The sequence below is a fragment of the Edaphobacter sp. 12200R-103 genome (assembly GCF_010093025.1).
Lineage (GTDB): Bacteria > Acidobacteriota > Terriglobia > Terriglobales > Acidobacteriaceae > Edaphobacter.
Genome location: NZ_CP048114.1, coordinates 739564 through 756036 on the forward strand (window position 1 = coordinate 739564; position 16473 = coordinate 756036).

11 protein-coding genes are annotated in these 16473 nt (G+C 58.0%); 3 read left to right on the forward strand and 8 right to left on the reverse strand.

Going from position 1 to position 16473, the window contains the following annotated elements:
- The first annotated feature begins 56 nt into the window (after positions 1-56).
- Entirely contained in the window at positions 57-1022 is a 966-nt protein-coding gene (locus GWR55_RS03100; RefSeq protein ID WP_238398608.1) for an Fpg/Nei family DNA glycosylase, read from the forward strand.
- A 46-nt stretch (positions 1023-1068) separates the two neighbouring features.
- On the opposite strand, the gene cobA is transcribed toward GWR55_RS03100, so the two are convergent.
- The 3 genes from cobA to GWR55_RS03115 all read right to left on the reverse strand — a co-directional run bounded on the left by cobA (position 1069) and on the right by GWR55_RS03115 (position 2890).
- A complete protein-coding gene (gene cobA / locus GWR55_RS03105) occupies positions 1069-1809 on the reverse strand; it encodes a uroporphyrinogen-III C-methyltransferase (RefSeq protein WP_238398609.1) in 741 nt (246 codons plus the stop codon).
- Positions 1806-2447: a bifunctional precorrin-2 dehydrogenase/sirohydrochlorin ferrochelatase gene (locus tag GWR55_RS03110; protein WP_162400949.1), complete on the reverse strand. Its 642-nt coding sequence runs from the start codon at positions 2445-2447 to the stop codon at positions 1806-1808. Before GWR55_RS03110 ends, cobA begins: the two co-directional genes overlap by 4 nt.
- A gap of 128 nt (positions 2448-2575) precedes the next feature.
- A complete protein-coding gene (locus tag GWR55_RS03115) occupies positions 2576-2890 on the reverse strand; it encodes a hypothetical protein (RefSeq protein ID WP_162400950.1) in 315 nt (104 codons plus the stop codon).
- 197 nt (positions 2891-3087) lie between these two features.
- On the opposite strand from GWR55_RS03115, the gene GWR55_RS03120 reads away from it, so the two are divergent.
- Complete coding sequence (locus GWR55_RS03120) at positions 3088-3543, forward strand: response regulator (protein WP_162400951.1); 456 nt, start codon at positions 3088-3090, stop codon at positions 3541-3543.
- 119 nt (positions 3544-3662) lie between these two features.
- On the opposite strand, the gene cobG is transcribed toward GWR55_RS03120, so the two are convergent.
- The 4 genes from cobG to nagA all read right to left on the reverse strand — a co-directional run bounded on the left by cobG (position 3663) and on the right by nagA (position 12003).
- Positions 3663-5387, reverse strand: coding sequence for a precorrin-3B synthase (gene cobG / locus GWR55_RS03125; protein ID WP_162400952.1), 1725 nt, complete (start codon positions 5385-5387; stop codon positions 3663-3665).
- A 320-nt stretch (positions 5388-5707) separates the two neighbouring features.
- Positions 5708-6382, reverse strand: coding sequence for a phosphate signaling complex protein PhoU (gene phoU / locus GWR55_RS03130; protein WP_162400953.1), 675 nt, complete (start codon positions 6380-6382; stop codon positions 5708-5710).
- 123 nt (positions 6383-6505) lie between these two features.
- Positions 6506-10696: a sodium/solute symporter gene (locus tag GWR55_RS03135; protein WP_162400954.1), complete on the reverse strand. Its 4191-nt coding sequence runs from the start codon at positions 10694-10696 to the stop codon at positions 6506-6508.
- A gap of 140 nt (positions 10697-10836) precedes the next feature.
- Positions 10837-12003 (reverse strand): N-acetylglucosamine-6-phosphate deacetylase, encoded by a 1167-nt coding sequence (nagA, locus tag GWR55_RS03140; RefSeq protein WP_162400955.1) that lies wholly within the window; start codon positions 12001-12003, stop codon positions 10837-10839.
- A gap of 313 nt (positions 12004-12316) precedes the next feature.
- Between nagA and GWR55_RS03145 the strand changes: the two genes are divergently transcribed.
- On the forward strand, positions 12317-13636 hold the full coding sequence (locus tag GWR55_RS03145; protein ID WP_162400956.1) for a Gfo/Idh/MocA family protein: 1320 nt from the start codon (positions 12317-12319) through the stop codon (positions 13634-13636).
- Positions 13637-14089: 453 nt separating this feature from the next.
- Here GWR55_RS03145 and GWR55_RS03150 read toward each other — a convergent pair whose 3' ends face one another.
- The gene (locus GWR55_RS03150; protein ID WP_162400957.1) at positions 14090-16216 is read right to left on the reverse strand and encodes a family 20 glycosylhydrolase; all 2127 of its coding nucleotides are present in this window, start codon (positions 16214-16216) and stop codon (positions 14090-14092) included.
- Between the last annotated feature and the right edge of the window lie 257 nt (positions 16217-16473).

Genomic DNA, 16473 nt, shown 5'->3' on the forward strand with positions numbered 1-16473 from the left:
GAGTTGCTTTCGAGGCGAAGACTGCTGCCAGGTCTTCGCCTCATATGCTGTTCACGGTGGCCGGTCTGGTGTCAGCACTTTTATCCTTGAATCGGGCGCTGGAGATCCTTACCCTGACGTCTATGCCGGAGCTGCCCGACATCTCCGCTTATCTGACTGCGCTGCAGCCGCGAATCGTCGGCCAGCGGTTGGAGTCTGTTCGTCTGGCGAGCCCGTTTCTCTTGCGAACGGCAACTCCGTCTCTCCAGGCAATCGAAGGGCACACCATACAGTCGCTCGGCAGAATCGGTAAGCGCATCGTGATGGAATTCGATCACGGTCTCTGGCTCGTACTGCACCTGATGATTGCCGGCCGTCTGCACTGGCGATCTGCGGGTGCGAAGCTGGCAGGGCGGAACTCTTTGGCCGCATTCGATTTCCCGAACGGATCCTTAGTGCTGACGGAAGCGGGATCGAAACGTCGTGCATCGCTGCATCTCTTCAGCAACAGGCATGATCTGGCCGCCGTCGATCCTGGCGGTCTGGATGTTTTTGAGATCGGCATCGACGAGTTCAAGGCGGCTCTCAAGGCGGAGAATCGCACGCTCAAACGAGCCTTGACCGATCCGCGTATCTTGAGCGGAATCGGCAACGCCTACTCCGATGAGATTCTGCACGCTGCACAGCTTTCACCCATCCAACTCACGCACAAGCTGTCGGCGGATGAGTGGGAGCGGCTTTTCGCTGCGACACAGCAGACGCTGCAGCTCTGGCTAGATCGTCTCAATGCTGAAGCTGCTGCATCTTTCCCCGAGAAGGTTACCGCATTTCGAAAGGACATGGCAGTGCACGGACGCTTTGGTGAGCCTTGCCCACGCTGCGGCAGCCCTATCCAGCGAATACGCTATGCGGATAATGAGACAAACTACTGTCCGCAGTGCCAGACCGGCGGACGGCTGCTTGCGGACCGCAGCCTCTCACGTTTGCTCGGTAAGGACTGGCCCCGTACGCTCGACGAGCTGGAAGCTCTGCGTCGTCGCTGAACCATCCGGTAGATCTGGGAACGCGGGAAAGAGGGCGCGTTTCTAATTAGTAAGCCGATTGAGAGACCGGCGGCCCGATCAGCAAGATCACGGGAGACGGACCGACATCGGTGCTCGAAAGCCGATCGAGTGTCGTGATATGGACGTGCTCGCTGGGGGTGGAGGCGCGGGAGACTGCAGTGCATGGCGTTTCCGGAGCGATGCCCGAAGAGATGAGGTCCTGCGCGAGAGTCTCGAAATTGCGCCCCGGCATGTAGATCACTAATGTGGCTTCATCAGGAAAGGCGCCTGACCAGTTTGGTGTCAGCGATACCTTTCCGGCGGCGTGATGCGCCGTCGCCAGAATCAGCTTCGAAGCACGGCTGCGATCGGTGAGCGGCGTCCGCAGGTTGGCAGCGACTGCGAAGGCCGTCGTGATTCCAGGAACAATCTCAAAGGGAATGGAGTACTCACGCAGAAAACCGATCTCTTCGGCGGCCCGGCCAAAGATAAGCGGATCGCCGGACTTGAGCCGAATGACAGAACGGTCTGCCTTGGAGTGCTCGAGCATGAGCTGGTGAATTCCCGCCTGCGTAATACGCGGCTGCCCGCATCGTTTGCCAACAGGAATGATATCCGCTGTCGGGCTGGCGAGATTGAGAACCTCATCGCTCACGAGATCATCCGGCAGGATGACATCGGCAGTTTTGAGCAGGTGAGCAGCGCGTAACGTCAGCAGCGCAGGATTGCCCGGACCTGCGCCGACGAGATAGACATAGCCAGATTCAGCGTCAGGAATCGAGATCACGCCTTCTCCGCGGTTTGAGTGTTAGTCAGGGCGTGTTCCCGCGCCAGCAGGCGGGAAGGACACTGATCGTAGGCGCAGACCTGACGCTGGGCCAGCTCATGTAGCAGAAGCCGGCGAGACTCGTTCAGCGGCTCGGCAGCAACAACCTCACGGCGCAGATTGCCGAGATCGGTAAGCCACTCGCCAAGGTCCAGCGGCAGCTGCTCGTTCAACTCTTTCCGGAGTTGCTGGGCGAGCGCGGGAGAGTTTCCGGCAGTCGAGATGGCGATCTGCAGGTCGCCACGCCGGACGATCGAAGGGAAGTAGAAGTCGCAGAAGGGCGGATCGTCGACCGCATTACACAGAACCCCGCTGGCGGTTGCCTCAGCGAAGACAGCGCGATTGACAGCCGGATCGTTTGTAGCGGCAACGACAAGAAACGATTCCGCAAGATCGCCCGTCTGGTACCGGCGCTTGCGCAGGGTCAGATCTCCGGAGGCTGCCTGTTCGGCGATTCGGTCGCTGACCTCAGGAGCAATGACGGTGACGGCAGCATCGGCGGCGCGAAGAGAATCGATCTTGGACTCAGCCAGGTGTCCAGCGCCGATGACGAGCGCACGACGGCCAGTCAGTTTGAGAAAGAGAGGGAAGAGGGACATTCAAAGCTCCTTCTCCATGATAGAGCTTTCGGTCGAGAGGTTTGTCCCCCAGCCATCGATTTTGCGCGGGCTCTTCAAGGAGCGGAAGATAGTGCAGGATTCCATCTTTGAATTTTCGTTTTACGGGATCAGCGGTTTTCCCGGGAGCTCTTCGGCGGGGCTTCCCATACGAACAGGAACTCTTTGTTGCTCGATGTTGCGAGATTGAGGTTATTCTGCCTGCCTGCTCTGCTCAGTGCTGCCCGAATATTCTCCTTCGAGTCGGGAAGCTCTGCGAGCGGAATCTTCAGGGCCGAGCCCGGGGGAAGCTCTGTGATATCGCTAAGAAGCTGCCGGATGATCTCTTTGTGCTTTCCCTCTCTTCCTCTGGGAATATCATCCTGCAGAATACGTTCGAACCTCATGGGTTTTTTTATCTCTTTAACTTCTTCATAGTCGCCCATAGTGTCCTCCGTTTGCGGTACCTGCGAAAAGCCAACCTCCTGACTGACGTAGCGTAAAACTAACGCTAACGTATGGTTAATTTGATGCCAAGTTGCCACTACATGTTTTAGGTGTAAAGTTGACGTGTAAATGATTGATTCAAAATAGGTAGCAGGTTTTATTTCAATAATGATACTCTGCCGTCAGGGGTTGCCTGATGACAAAAATACTTCATACGGAAGTAGTGCCGATCGAAGAGGCAAAGCGCGAGGATTCAGGCCTGGCAAGACTGGATGTCTTGGTAGTGGATGATGAGCAGACAATCGCCGATACTCTGTCCGTGATCCTCTCACGGTCGGGATTTTCCGTGCGAACGGCGTATGACGGTAAGGGTGCCTTTGAGATTGCCATGCAGAATCCTCCCCGTCTTGTGATCAGCGATGTCGTGATGCCAGAAATGACTGGCGTCGAACTGGCCATCGCCCTCAAGAGTTCGATTCCCGAATGCCAGATTCTGTTGTTTTCCGGACAGGCGGCAACAGCTGACCTTCTGGAGCAAGCTCGGGCCCAGGGACACGACTTTGCCATCGTCAGTAAGCCAATTCACCCTAAAGATCTGATTCGAAGGATCTCCGAATACCTCCAGGTAGAAAAGCCATTGACTCTGCGGTAAAGCGGAATTCTGCCGGAGAGCCTTCTGAAGTCGCGACGTCAAGGCGGATTTCCCATCGATTAGAAGAACAAGGCCGCGTTCGCTGAAAAGCAAACGCGGTCTTGTTTGTAGGGAATCGGTTATTCTGCCGGCGCGAGGCGGGCGGCGCCAACGGGAGGCGCATCCCGTTCGACTGGCGTAAGAACCTCACCGGCAAGCTGTGCGCGCAGGGTGCTGTCGTCGGTACGGTCGAAGTAACTGCGCAGATCCTCACCGGGAGTACGAGCTTCAAGATACGCGTTCAGCAGGCGTTCGATTGCGTCCGGCACGTCTGTCGCCGCCGCGCGATAGCCCAACTGCCGTGCGGTACGGGCATACTTGCCCACGGAGCCACCGACGCAGAAGAAGAAGGCGTCGACCATCTGGCCGTCCTTCTTGATCTTCTTGCCCTCCAGGCCAATATCTGCGATCCAGTGCTGTCCGCAGGAGTTGGTGCAACCCGTGATGTGGAGGCGAATCTGTTGATCGAAGCCAGGCAGGCGATCCTCCAGCTCAGCGACCAACCACTTGTTGAAACCCTTGGTCTCTGCAATGGCCAGCTTGCAGAACTCCGTCCCGGTGCAGGCGATCGCTCCACGCCAGAAGGGCGAGACGTCGACGTTGAAGCCGAGCGAATTCAACTCAACGACCAGAGCAGCGGTTTCGCGGTTGGGTACGTTGACGATCAGGATGTTCTGTCCGATCGTCGTGCGCAGATTGCCGTCACCATACTTTTCGGCTAGCTCAGCCAGCTTCAGAAGCTGATCGCCGGAGACACGGCCGTTGAGAACGCTGGCTCCTACCGTGGACAGACCGGGCTGACGCTGAGGAGTGATACCGATATGGTCGCGGTAGATGTCGGCAGGAATCTCTTCCATGCTGACCGGACTGGGATCGAGCTTGTACCCCAGCTTTTCTTCGAGAGCTTCAAGGAAAGACTCGGCGGTCCAGCCAAACTTCATGAAGAGGTATTTGATGCGGGCGCGGGTACGGTTCTCGCGAAGGATTCCTGCATCCCGGAAGACTTCGGCGGTGGCCGTGGCTACCGCAAGTGCCTGGTCCTGGCGGACGAAGGCCGGGATGCGCACGGCAATGTTTGGCTCATTGGACAGGCCTCCACCCACGCGTAGGGTAAAGCCGATCTCCTCTTTGCCGTCGACGGTGCGCTTGATGGCGGTGAGGGCAGCGTCGTTGATCTCTGGGAAGCTGCACCAGACCGGGCATCCGGAGACGGTGAACTTGAACTTGCGGGGAAGATTGACAAAATCGGTGTTGCCGTTGAGCCTGTGCGCGATCTCGATGGCGAGAGGGCTGGCATCGATAAGTTCGTGACCATCCAGACCGGCCAGGGGGCATCCGGTAACGTTACGGACGACGTCGCCGCAGGCGCCCTTGGTGCTGAGTCCGACGGCGTTGAGGGCGTCGACGACTTCGATCAAGTCCTGAATGGTGAGCCAGTGAAGCTGAATGTTCTGCCGGGTCGTAATGTCGGCAAGGTTGTTGGCGTACTTTTTGGTTACTTCGCCGATAACGCGAGCCTGAGCGCTGGTCAGGATTCCATTGGGCAGCGCAATCCGCATCATGAAGTATTCGGTGGCCTTGCCTTCGCCGCCGCTTCCGCCGGTCACTCCCTTTCCATCGCCCTGGCTGTAGACCCCCCACCAGCGGAAGTACAAGGCCCAGTCGGAAGGAATCGAATCCCAACCCTGACGAGCAAACTCGCGTACTTCCTCCCATGCTTCCCAGGGATTTTTAGCGAGCTTAAGTCGTTCCGTTTTCTGGGCTTTGGTCTCTTTGACGGCGGCTGGGGCCGGAGTGGTGGACATTGATAGAATCCTTTGGCTTGGAATTGCGGCGGTAATAAAAATCCCACTCGCTGGAGTGGGCGTTGGCGACTTGCCTGAGGGTCGCAGATCGGAAGGACCTACGAAGCAGGGCAGAGACGACAGCGCACCCGTTCGCAACAACACATGCGACAGGAGGAGAGAAGCTGGATGCGGTCGAAAGCCATGCTTAAAGTATGGCGGTATGGAAGGTAAGAGTCAAGGGAGGACTCGGAGTTTCCAGCAGGATTTGCATACAAATGACTTTGATTTCAGAGGTTTTGGAGATTTCGCCCTTCCAGGGAGTTCCTGCTGCGAAAGTACTACTCCGCAGCAGACAGGGACTGTTTATGGCGGACGTCGGAGCCGCGCACCCAGAAGATCACATCTTCGGCGATATTCGTGGCGTGATCCGCGGATCGCTCCAGATTCCGGGAGACGATGATGGCGTTGAGTGCCTGTGCGCTGATCTCGGGCTGCTGCTGCATCAGCTGAACCATCTCGGCCTGAACGTCCCGGTTCATGTCATCCACTTCATCGTCCATGGCGAGGACCTTCTCCGCGAGCCTGGCGTCGGCCTCCAGAAGAGCCTGAAGCGCAGTACGGATCATGATGCCCACCTTTTCGCCCATATCGGGAATGTCGATAGGGAGCTCGATCAAAGGGACGTCCGTAAGCGATTGCACCCGTTGAGCGATATTGGAAGCCTGATCGCCGATACGCTCAAGGTCGCCGTTGATTTTGATGACGGCAAGAATGAAGCGAAGGTCGATCGCCATGGGCTGCTCCTTCGCCAGCAGATCGTAGGCCAGCTCATCTACGTCGCGCTCAGCGGCATTGATAGCTTCTTCGATCTCCTTCACGTGCTCGCAGAGGCTGACATTGCGGGTCAGATAGGACTCCAGCGCAAGCGAGAGGGCCTGCTGGGAGAGGGCCGCCATGGCGAGAAGCTTGTCCTTGAGCGCGGCAAGCTGCTGATGAAAGTTGATGCGCGGCATGGAGCAAACACCCCTTCTAGTTCACGATCCTTCTATTGTGCGGCAGACACAGCTCTGTCGTTATGAATTTGTGATGCCCTGATGTCGAAATGGGTACATCTGGCTGCTGGAGGCGGAAGCCGCTCAATAAAGCAGGTATTGCGCTCGGCGTTGACGGAAGGCATCAAGATCTTTCTCCCAGGTCTTCGCGATAGCGCGTGGATCCTCATGGTTCTGGATAGAGAGAACCGTGTTGATGCTGACCAGAAGCGTATTGAGCCGCTTGATGTTGAACTGCTGCGGATAGGCGCTATAAATCGCAGAGATCAGCTCGATTCCAAGCTCGGGCGCATCCAGCAGGTTTCGGTTGGTAAGGATGATGTGGACCGCTGGCAGTGTCTGGCCGTGGTACATGGAATGGAAAGAGTCGTCTGCGATGGTCACGGTGCTGGCGCTGAAGCTGACACCCGGGATATTGCGGGCGTTCAGAGCGGTTGCGAGAGCCGGCGCGTCGAAGAAGGGTGCGGCGATGTTCTGGAAGGGCATCGGGGTGCCGCGGCCTACGGAGACGTTGGTGAACTGCAGAAGTTCAACCCCCGGATAGAGCACAGCCGACTCGACGCTGCGAAGATTGGGAGATGGATTGATCCATGGCAGGCCAGTCTGGTCGTAGTACATGTTGCGCTGCCAGTTCTGCAGCGGAACCACGGTTACCTGAGCGTTGAGCGGAACCTGTACGTTGGGGGAGCTTCCGCCGGGAATGCGACGTTCGCCGTTGATGTAGCGTGAAAGCTCACCGAGCGTCATGCCATGACGAATGGGGAGAGGCATGTAGTTGGTGTAGGAGGTCTTGCCCTCGTCAGACACGGGACCTTGAACCTTTTCGCCGCCGATCAGGTCGGGACGGTCCAGAACGATGATCTCGAGCGGATGGCCGAGTTTTTTCTCGGCTGCCGCAGCTTCGATGAAGTATCCGGTCTGCGCTTCGTAGGTGTAGAACCGGACGCCTGCATCCTGCAGATCGACGACAACGGCGTCGAGGTCTTTGAGCTGGTCGTGAGTAGGATGACGCGACTCGGGCGTTTTGCCGTACAGCGAGGTGACATGAATGTGAGTCGTGGGGTCTACTTCACCGGAGATTCCGGATTCATCTTTCGCCCCAAAGAGCCCATGCTCGGGGGAGAAGAGAGCAGTGACCTCGAGGCCGGGAACGTCCTTCGGAGCTTCGGTCGCGAGCAGGTCGACGGTGCGATGGCCATGCGCATCTACCCCGGTCTGGTTGGTAAGGATGCCAATCCGGAGACGGTTATTATGCCGATGTGCGGCTTCGGCCAGAGCAGCGTAGTGGGTGGATTCAAGAACGTCGAGGCCGGTGAGCACCCTCGCCACGGGCTGGCTGCCATAAAGGCGGAGCGCCTGGGCAGCGGCGGTTGCGACCTCTCCGCGAAGCACGGAGACGGATCCGTGGCCCCGAGGATGGACGGCATTGGTCAGCAAAACGACGTAGGTATTTGAGCCGGGGTCCATCCACAGCGTCGTCCCGGTGAAGCCGGTGTGACCGAAGGAGCCGATGGGGAAGACCGATCCGCGTGGACGTGAGAAGGCGGTATTGATGTCCCATCCGAAGCCGCGCGTAGCCAAACCCTTGGTGACTTTGCCGTCGGGAGTGAAGACCGTCGCTCCATCCTGAGCGGTGGCAGGTTGCTGCGGGGTGGTCATCAGCTTAAGGGTCGACTGCTTAACCGGAAAAGGCCCCTTGTTATAGAGAAGCTTTTCGAGCAGAGCGCCCGCATAGAGCGAGACATCGTGCGCCGTGGAGAAGACTCCGGCGTGCCCGGCGACTCCGCCCATGCGGCGCGTGGTGGGGTCGTGGACCGTGCCGCGAAGGAGATGGTCGAAGTCGGGATTGGCGGAGGGGTTGTCTTTGAGTTCGTCGTCGTGAGCGGTAGGAGCGGTGCGCTCGATGATGGCGGTATTCCAGCTGCCGGTCGGGCAGTGCTCAGGGGCGGCGGATTTGGTTGAGCCGTCCAGCTCGATGTCGGATCCGGAGACGGTATGCGGTCCGCAAGCCTTGGCGAAGGGATGATAAGAGGTGTCGATCATCTTCAGGGGCTTGAAGATGTGCTGCTCGACATAGACGTCCTCCGGCTGGCCGCTCAGCTTTTCAACAAGGAAGCCGAGCGTAATGAAATTGATGTCCGAGTAGACGAATTTAGTGCCGGGAGGATTGTCGAGCGGCGATGCCATGGCGCGGCGGAATCCTTCAGCCTTATCGGGTGCGGCGAGCCCCCAGGAATCCTTAGTCGAGACATCGGGCGGAAGGCCGGAGTAGTGGGTCAGCAACTCGCGGATGGTGACGTTCTGTTTGCCGTTCGCGGCGAACTCGGGGAGGTATTTGGCAACAGGATCGTCAAACTGGTACTTACCCTCGTCGTAGAGCTGCATCATCGCAGTTGCGGTAGCAAGGCATTTGGTCAGCGAGGCCATGTCGAAGATGGTGTCTTCGGTCATTGGCTCGGCTGTGGTTGAGCCGTTGGGACTCAGCTCCCCGGCGACTTTGCGGTTGCCGTATGCCTTGTGGAAGACGACTTTTCCATCGTGCCCTACCACGATGACTGCCCCGGGAAGTTTTTGCTGGGCGATGGCGTTATCCGTCAGGATGGAGATGGCGCTGAAGTCAGCGGCGGAACCGTCGCCCGCGGTGCGGCTGGCCGCGGCCGTGTGTCTCGGCGGTCCTGATCCTGCAAAGGCCTGATTGGGGCAACAGAGTGCTGCGACGAAAACTATGGCTGCGGCAACGGTCGCCTTGGCTGCGGTGTTTGGCTTACGAAGCATCTTGCTGGCGAGATATCCGGTCACGAAGGTAATGATGGCTCCTATAAAGACGTACCAGGTCCAGGCGACTCGAGGCAGGGTTGTGGCTCCGAAGAGCGGCAGGCTGGTGAAGTGAATCGGCGCGGGCTGCAGCCAAAGGGCGATATTGGATGCGAAGCCGAGGACCATACCGATGATGGCTCCTCCTTCCGTGGCTTTGCGAGTCAGAGTGCCAAGCAGGAAGACTCCGAGCAGGGCGCCGTAGGCGACGGAGGCGATGGAGAGTCCAATCTCGACGACGTGACCCTTGCCGCCTGCATGGATGCTGTAGACCGCGATCGCAAAGAGCACAAACGCCCATACGACGGTTGAGGATCGGGAGATCATCATGCGCTCGCGCTCATCCGCCTCCGGTCTCCAGTGCATGTAAAAGTCGACGACTGTGGTCGAGGAGAGGGAATTGAGAGCGGCGGAGAGGTTTGACATGGCAGCAGCCAGAATAGCCGCGATAAGCAGACCGGCGACTCCGATCGGCATCTCGCGCACGATGAAGGAAGGGAAGAGGCGATCGGGAGCGAGATTGGCGGCGGGCGAGCCGCCGTAGAAGACCCATAGTCCTGCGCCGATCAGAAGGAACAGGGTGAACTGAACGAAGATCACGACCCCTGAGGAGAGCAGGGCGAGCCGGGATTCTCCAAGGTTTTTGGCGGCGAGCAGGCGCTGCACCATCAACTGCTCGGTACCGTGCGAGGCCATGGTGAGGAAGGTTCCACCGATGACACCAGCCCAGAAGGTGTAGGTCTGGCTGAGACTAATGGCGAAATCGAAGAGCCGGAACTTGCCGGCCGCCGAGGCGAGGGTATGGATATGGTGCCAGCCTCCGGGAACGTGGGTCCCGAGGGTGGCAATGGCGACGAGCGTCCCGGCGATGTAGAGAATCATCTGGACAACATCGGTCCAGATAACAGCCGTCATGCCGCCTTCGAAGGTGTAGAGCAGGGTCAGGGCCGAGATAATGGCGATGGAGAGCACGTCTCCCGTGCCAATGGCGATGGCTACAACGATGGAGACTGCGAAGACTCGAACACCCTCGGCGGCAGCGCGGGTGAGAAGAAACAATCCGGCGGTCATCTTATGAAGTGCACTGCCGAAGCGACGGTCGATAAGTTGATAGGCCGTCAGCATCTCGCCCTGGAAGTAGCGGGGCAGGAAGATCACGGCAACGACGACGCGCCCGATCATATATCCGATGATGATCTGCAGAAAGCCGAAGTCGCCGGTAAAGGCTACGCCGGGAACGCTGATAATCGTGAGGGTGCTGGTCTCGGCAGAGACGATTGAGAGCGCAATCGCCCACCAGGGAACAGTACGATCGGCGAGGAAGTAACTCTTGAGCGTGCGTGCAGTGGCGCCTTTTCCCTCGCGAAAGCGCAGCCCGAAGAGTGTGATCCCCGCCAGATACACAGCAATCAGAACCAAGTCGAAGACGTGCAGATGTGATGCAGAGACAACAGCTGACATGTCAGCGAGTTTATAGCGAAAGGCCAACAAATGGCTGAAGAAAACCGCTAAAGTAAATCGCCCGAGTCGCAGCTTTCGCTGCCGGACCTGATCCTGCGGCGGTTCGTTCGAGAAGGATTACAGTAGGAGGGCGAAGGAACCTATTGAACCAATCTTCCGCTCAACATGGTGCCCTCGAGCTCGCCTGTCTGATTGAAGATATTGAAGTTTGCCGGTTTGCCCGACTGGATGCCATCGATAGTGTCGCCGAGACCAAGCAGGATGGCCGGATTGTTCGACGCGAGCCGAACCGCAACGTCCAGGGGGGCGCCGGTGAAGCGCTGCAGATTGGCGACAGCGCGATCGAGGGTAAGAACGCTTCCGGCAAGCGTTTGTTTGCCTCGCGCAAGGTCATCTGCGGCGAGGGCGCGTCCGTCGGCAACGTGTACCTTGAAGGTGCCAAGGGTGTACTCGCCGTCCGGCATCCCGGCGGCGGCCATGCTGTCGGTAACCAGGATTCCATGATGCGGGCCCTTGGCTTTGAGCCAGAGTCGCACCAACTCCGGCGCGACATGGACCCCATCGCAGATCAGCTCGGCATAGAGAGCATCTTCGTCCAGCGCGACGCCCAATACGCCCGGCTCTCGATGATCGAGTGGACGCATCGCGTTAAAGGTGTGGGTGGCGCTGCGTGCTCCAGCCTCGATTCCAGCACGAGCCTCAGCGGCGGTGGCGTTGCTATGACCGATGCTGACCCGCACTCCCTGCTGAGCGCAGTGATGGATGAGATCGAGGGCGCCCGGTATCTCTGGAGCGATCGTGATAAGGCGAATGTGTCCGGCAGCTGCCTGCTGAAAACGGTCGAAGAGCCCAATGTCCGGGGGAAGAATCTGCGCTGGGGGATGAACGCCGCGCTTCGCGTGCGAGATGAAAGGGCCTTCCAGGTGAATTCCTACGGGCCGCGCGTGCTTCGCGTCCCAGTCGGAACCAGAGCTTCGCTCGATCTCTTTGGCAATGCCCTCCAGTGAGGTCAGGGTCCTGTCGACCGATGCCGTCACCGTGGTCGGCAGATAGTGACCGACCCCGTGACTTGCGAGAAAACCGCCGAGCTTGCGGAAGACCTCCGGCGTAGCCTCCATGAAGTCGTGCCCCGCGCCACCGTGGGTATGGATGTCGAAGAAGGTTGCGGCCAATGTGTTAGTCGCCGTCTTAGGGGCGGAGTCGGGCTCGATCTTGGTGATAATGCCGTCTGCAGAGATGGTAACGGTGGGATGCTGGATGGTCTGGGAGGCGGTGACGAGGGAACGAGCTTGCAGAGTCTGAGGCATCAGGGTCTAGTCTAGGCCCCCGTTGAGGGAAAACAAAAACGTTGTGGGGGTCCAGGGAATTCGTTGAGGAAGATTCATTCGAATTATAGAGGATGCCTACAGGTTGCCAACTTACGTACATCCCTTTTCGTAGGCAAGTGTTCCTACGGCACTGTTTGTGGTGCGACACGGTGCTTAGAAATAGCTCGTACAGACAGAGAAATTCTGTAAAAAGCGCCTTTGCTCTAAGCTACAACTAAATACGCATTCGGTGTAGGATTCAATGTCGAAGACTGATGGGTCAAACTTGCGAAAGCAAAATAACGGGGAACGGATGATCTCTAGAAGGAAATTTATCGACACGCTTGCAATGGGAACCGCTGCTGTAGCGGTTAGTTCAACTGCAAAGAGTTATGGACAGATCCTTGGTTCAAACGAACGGGTTAATTTCGCCGTGATCGGACTTAACGGGCGAGCCGGAGCTCATCTCCGTTCGCTGAAGGCGAACGAGAAAAATGCAAAGATCACTCATGTCTGCGACGTGGAAAGCAACATATTGCAGAGATTTTGCGGCAAGGCAGAAAAGACGCTTGGTTACACCCCCGCCTCCGACAAGGACTTCCGCAAAATTCTCTCTTCCAGAGACATCGACGCTATCACAATAGCGACGCCGGATCATTGGCATACCCCAATGGCCATTGCGGGACTTCACGCAGGCAAACATGTCTATGTAGAGAAGCCCTGCAGCCATAACCCGGCGGAGGGAGCGCTTCTTGTTCAGGCCCAGCGTAAATATGGAAAGCATGTGCAGATGGGCACGCAACGCCGTTCTTCACAGCTTTATATCGACATTATCAGCAAGATTCATGGCGGCCTGGTGGGAAATCCTTATTACGCAAGGGCCTGGTACAGCAATACTCGCAAGTCGATTGGAATCGGCAAAGTTGCTCCAGTACCGGCAACGCTGGACTGGGATCTATGGCAGGGCCCTGCGCCTCGTCAGGCATATAAGGACAACGTCCAACCCTATAACTGGCATTGGTTCAAAACGTGGGGTACCGGCGAGGCTCTGAACAACGGCACTCACGAGGTCGATGTCTGCCGCTGGGCTCTCGGGGTTGACCTGCCGAAGCGCGTTACGGCATCTGGCGGACGGTACCAGTTCAAAGACGACTGGCAGTTTTATGACACGCTCGTGACCAGCTTTGACTACGGCGACAAGCTCATATCGTGGGAGAGCAAGAGCTGCAATGGAACGAAGATGTATGGCCGTGATCGCGGCGTCGTGATCGTGGGTACTACCGGAAGTATCGTCCTCGATGAAGGGGGCTATGAGATCTACGATCTGAATGGGAAGAAGACCAGCGAGTATTCGGCGGGAAAGGCGTCTCAGTCGGCGGACCTTACCGGTGCGGACAATATGACAGACCTCCATTTCGCTAACTTTATTGCTGCAATTCAAAAAGGCGAAAAGCTCAACCAGCCGATTGAGTCTGGCAATATCTCCGTAACGATGCTTCAGCTGTCAAACATCGCATGGGAGGTCGAGCGCGAGCTGAAGCTGGAGCAGGGCACCGGTCACGTTCTAAACGACAAGGAAGCGATGACGTTTTGGGGACGAGAGTACGAAAAAGGCTGGGCTCCTCAGCTGTAAGTTATGTCCTGCGATGACCCCATCGCCCGATGGGGCGCCTCTTTCGAAAGGCAGAATTCCAAGGTTGCAGAATCACATTCCTTCCCACTTCCTGAAACGGAGTGGGAAGGAAAAGATTGTGCAATGATGCCAGTATTATCTCGGGCGATTTCAGATTCAGACATGACATCTGTGGATACGCCTTAGCGGTATATCCACAGATAGACCTGTTTCCGTGTGTGTCATCCTGAGCGGAGCGCGTCAGCGCGGAGTCGAAGGATCTGCGGTGCGGAATGGTTGGCGGGCCAGCAGACCGCAGATCCTTCGACTGCGCTTCCCGCGATAAGACCGCGCGAAGCTTCGCTCAGGATGACACCTTCCTGGAGAAGGCCAGAAGTGGGTGCTTCCCAATCGACTGCCATCGTGCATTTTCGGGTGACCGTGATCGGATTCCAGGTATGTGTTGATATGCCGTTAGTGGCTGGCGACGGCAGGAGCAGGAATTCCCACCTCTGCCGCCGGTGGAATGGTTTGCGAGTTGGCCCATTGCCTCTGCGCTGTGCGCATACGGTCGATGCGTCCAAGCCACATCTGGATGGTGAAGTCGTATCGCTCCAGGTTATTGCGCAGGAAGTAGGGCCTGTAGCTCTTGAGCCATGCCTGCTCGTAGAGGTCGCGCAACAGGGAGTAGTTGTTGCGAAGGTCCTGCAGCCGGCCATTGACAGCGTTGATGGAATTCAGCTCGCGGGAGACCTCGCTGCGGTCGTCGGGATTTTTGGAGGTCTGAAGAGCGTAAGCATGCGCATAGCTGTCTGCAATCTCATCGGAGATCTGAAACTTCAGGCCGATGAGGTCCATGCGGCGGGCGCCCAGTTCCAACACATCCAGAGCGTCGGTTTCGCGCAAGTGCGGATTGGCAGCGCGGGCCTCATAGACCAGGATCAGTGCGCGTTCGGCGTGCAGACGTAACGCAGAGAGGATCGGACGGATCTGGCCGGCGATCCTCTGACCGTCCGCATTCCACGGATCCTGCCAGAAGACGAGGTCCTGTCCGTCGGTCTTATAGTCGGAGTCCTTGAGGAGCTGGTGGGCGGCCATCAGCTCTTTCTGAGCCTCGTCGATCTTGCCGGTAGCATCACCGTGGAAGCTCTGGCCGAAGCTGGACTGGAAGCCGGAGATAGAAGCCTCGCCCTGGTGCCACGCAGCCTCGGCGCCAAAGAGGACGCCGTACCAGTCGGCATTGGCGAGCGCCTCACCGTCGTCGTTCCAAATGGTGTTGAGCTGGCCCGTGGCCCCAAGACGCTGGCCGTCAGCCGTGAACCGCTGGATGTTGGCCAGTCCGTTGTTCCAGTTGGGATAGACGCGAGACCAGTTGTTGATGCCGGGAGCGACCCAGGTCTCGAAGCCTGCGTCGGTGAACGGCTTAATGTAAGGAACAAAGGTGGGATGGGGGGTGTACTCCCAGGGAACGGCGATGGTCGCCTTTTTAAAGGAATCGGGAAGCTGCTTGAGGAGTTGAGGCTCCTTATAGGCGATGTCGCCCCAGAAGAGAAGCTTGCGGTGGAGCGGCTGAAGGTCGGCTACGATCTTCTGAAGGAAATCGAGGTAGACCGTGCCGAGTCCTTTTGCGTCGACCTCGGCTTTGGTCTGTCCTTTGCCGAGTTCCACGGTCTCGTCGGCCCCGAGGTGAAGGAAGGGCCCGGGATAGACCTGGGCCAGCTCGTTGAACATGTCGTGTGTCAGCTTCTGGGCCTCCGGCTGGCCAGGGGCGAGAACCTGCCCATGGGGCGTCTCGGCGATGGGAGCGTACTTCTCCCAATTCAGCAGGTAATGGAGATGGCCGAAGGCCTCCTGCTCCGGAATGACAGTAATGTGGTACTTCGCGGCATATGCTACCAGCTCACGGGCCTGGTCCTGGGTCAGGGCTGCTCCAGGAGGCGCCATGAGGGGATGGCCGGTGTACTGCATGGTGTGCTCGAAGTACGGCGAATAGATGTTGACCTTGTACGCAGCCAGCAGACGGATCTGCTTCTTCTGAAATTCGAAGGTGGGAAAGGGGCCGCGAGAGAGGTCGTCGCTGAGTCCGCGGTACTGCATGGCCGGCCAGTCTCGGATGGTGGCAGTGTGGAGCGTGGCGTCCGGACCGTAACCGGTAATCAGCTGTTTGGTGGTTTGCAGTGCGTAGAAGATTCCCGAGCTGCTGGCCGCAGTTATGGCAAGCCCCTTCCCGTCGGGAATGATGGCGTAACCCTCTGCCTTCATTGGGGCAGGGAAGTCGGCCAGGGGCTTTTTGCCCGGGGTGGCATCGGTCAGGATGGACTTCGAGATCGGGGAACCGTAGCGCACGACAAGAATGTTGACCGGCGACGTGTTGCTGACGGCGATGCCCTGGGAGGCAATGTAACCCTTGAGATCGTCGATGGCGAAGGAATCTTCCGGCGAGCAGGGAGAGGCACAGGTGATCTGGATCCCCTGGGAGAGTGGCTGGACCGTTCCGGGCTGAGCTTCGCGTGGAACGGGGATCAACTTTAGCGGTGACTGGGCCGCGACGGACACACTCAAGGCAGTGAACAGCAGGGGGAGAGCCGGAAAAAATCGCATGCCGATAACGGTAAATCAGTTATGGGATATGGGACAGCAGAGGAGGGTGGGCGAAGGTGCGAACATCGGCCTCCCTCATGCTCCCTTTCCTTGATTGATGCCTGTCTGCTCGTGTTAACAAATCGTGAATTATTCCTGTATTCACACTGCTCTGGAACGATGGCGATAACGGTAGCTGGAAAGAGCAGCGCAGTTACGAACCAAATCTTCAAAGAGTTCGGGCTCCCTATCTCTGTCATTTCCGCGACTGAAAAACA

What these genes read in the sequence shown, in the direction of transcription:
- GWR55_RS03110 (WP_162400949.1), bottom strand. Translation starts at nt 2,447, where the DNA reads ATGTCCCTCTTCCCTCTCTTTCTCAAACTGACTGGCCGTCGTGCGCTC.
- GWR55_RS03115 (WP_162400950.1), bottom strand. Translation starts at nt 2,890, where the DNA reads ATGGGCGACTATGAAGAAGTTAAAGAGATAAAAAAACCCATGAGGTTC.
- GWR55_RS03120 (WP_162400951.1), top strand. Translation starts at nt 3,088, where the DNA reads ATGACAAAAATACTTCATACGGAAGTAGTGCCGATCGAAGAGGCAAAG.
- cobG (WP_162400952.1), bottom strand. Translation starts at nt 5,387, where the DNA reads ATGTCCACCACTCCGGCCCCAGCCGCCGTCAAAGAGACCAAAGCCCAG.
- phoU (WP_162400953.1), bottom strand. Translation starts at nt 6,382, where the DNA reads ATGCCGCGCATCAACTTTCATCAGCAGCTTGCCGCGCTCAAGGACAAG.
- GWR55_RS03135 (WP_162400954.1), bottom strand. Translation starts at nt 10,696, where the DNA reads ATGTCAGCTGTTGTCTCTGCATCACATCTGCACGTCTTCGACTTGGTT.
- nagA (WP_162400955.1), bottom strand. Translation starts at nt 12,003, where the DNA reads ATGCCTCAGACTCTGCAAGCTCGTTCCCTCGTCACCGCCTCCCAGACC.
- GWR55_RS03145 (WP_162400956.1), top strand. Translation starts at nt 12,317, where the DNA reads ATGATCTCTAGAAGGAAATTTATCGACACGCTTGCAATGGGAACCGCT.
- GWR55_RS03150 (WP_162400957.1), bottom strand. Translation starts at nt 16,216, where the DNA reads ATGCGATTTTTTCCGGCTCTCCCCCTGCTGTTCACTGCCTTGAGTGTG.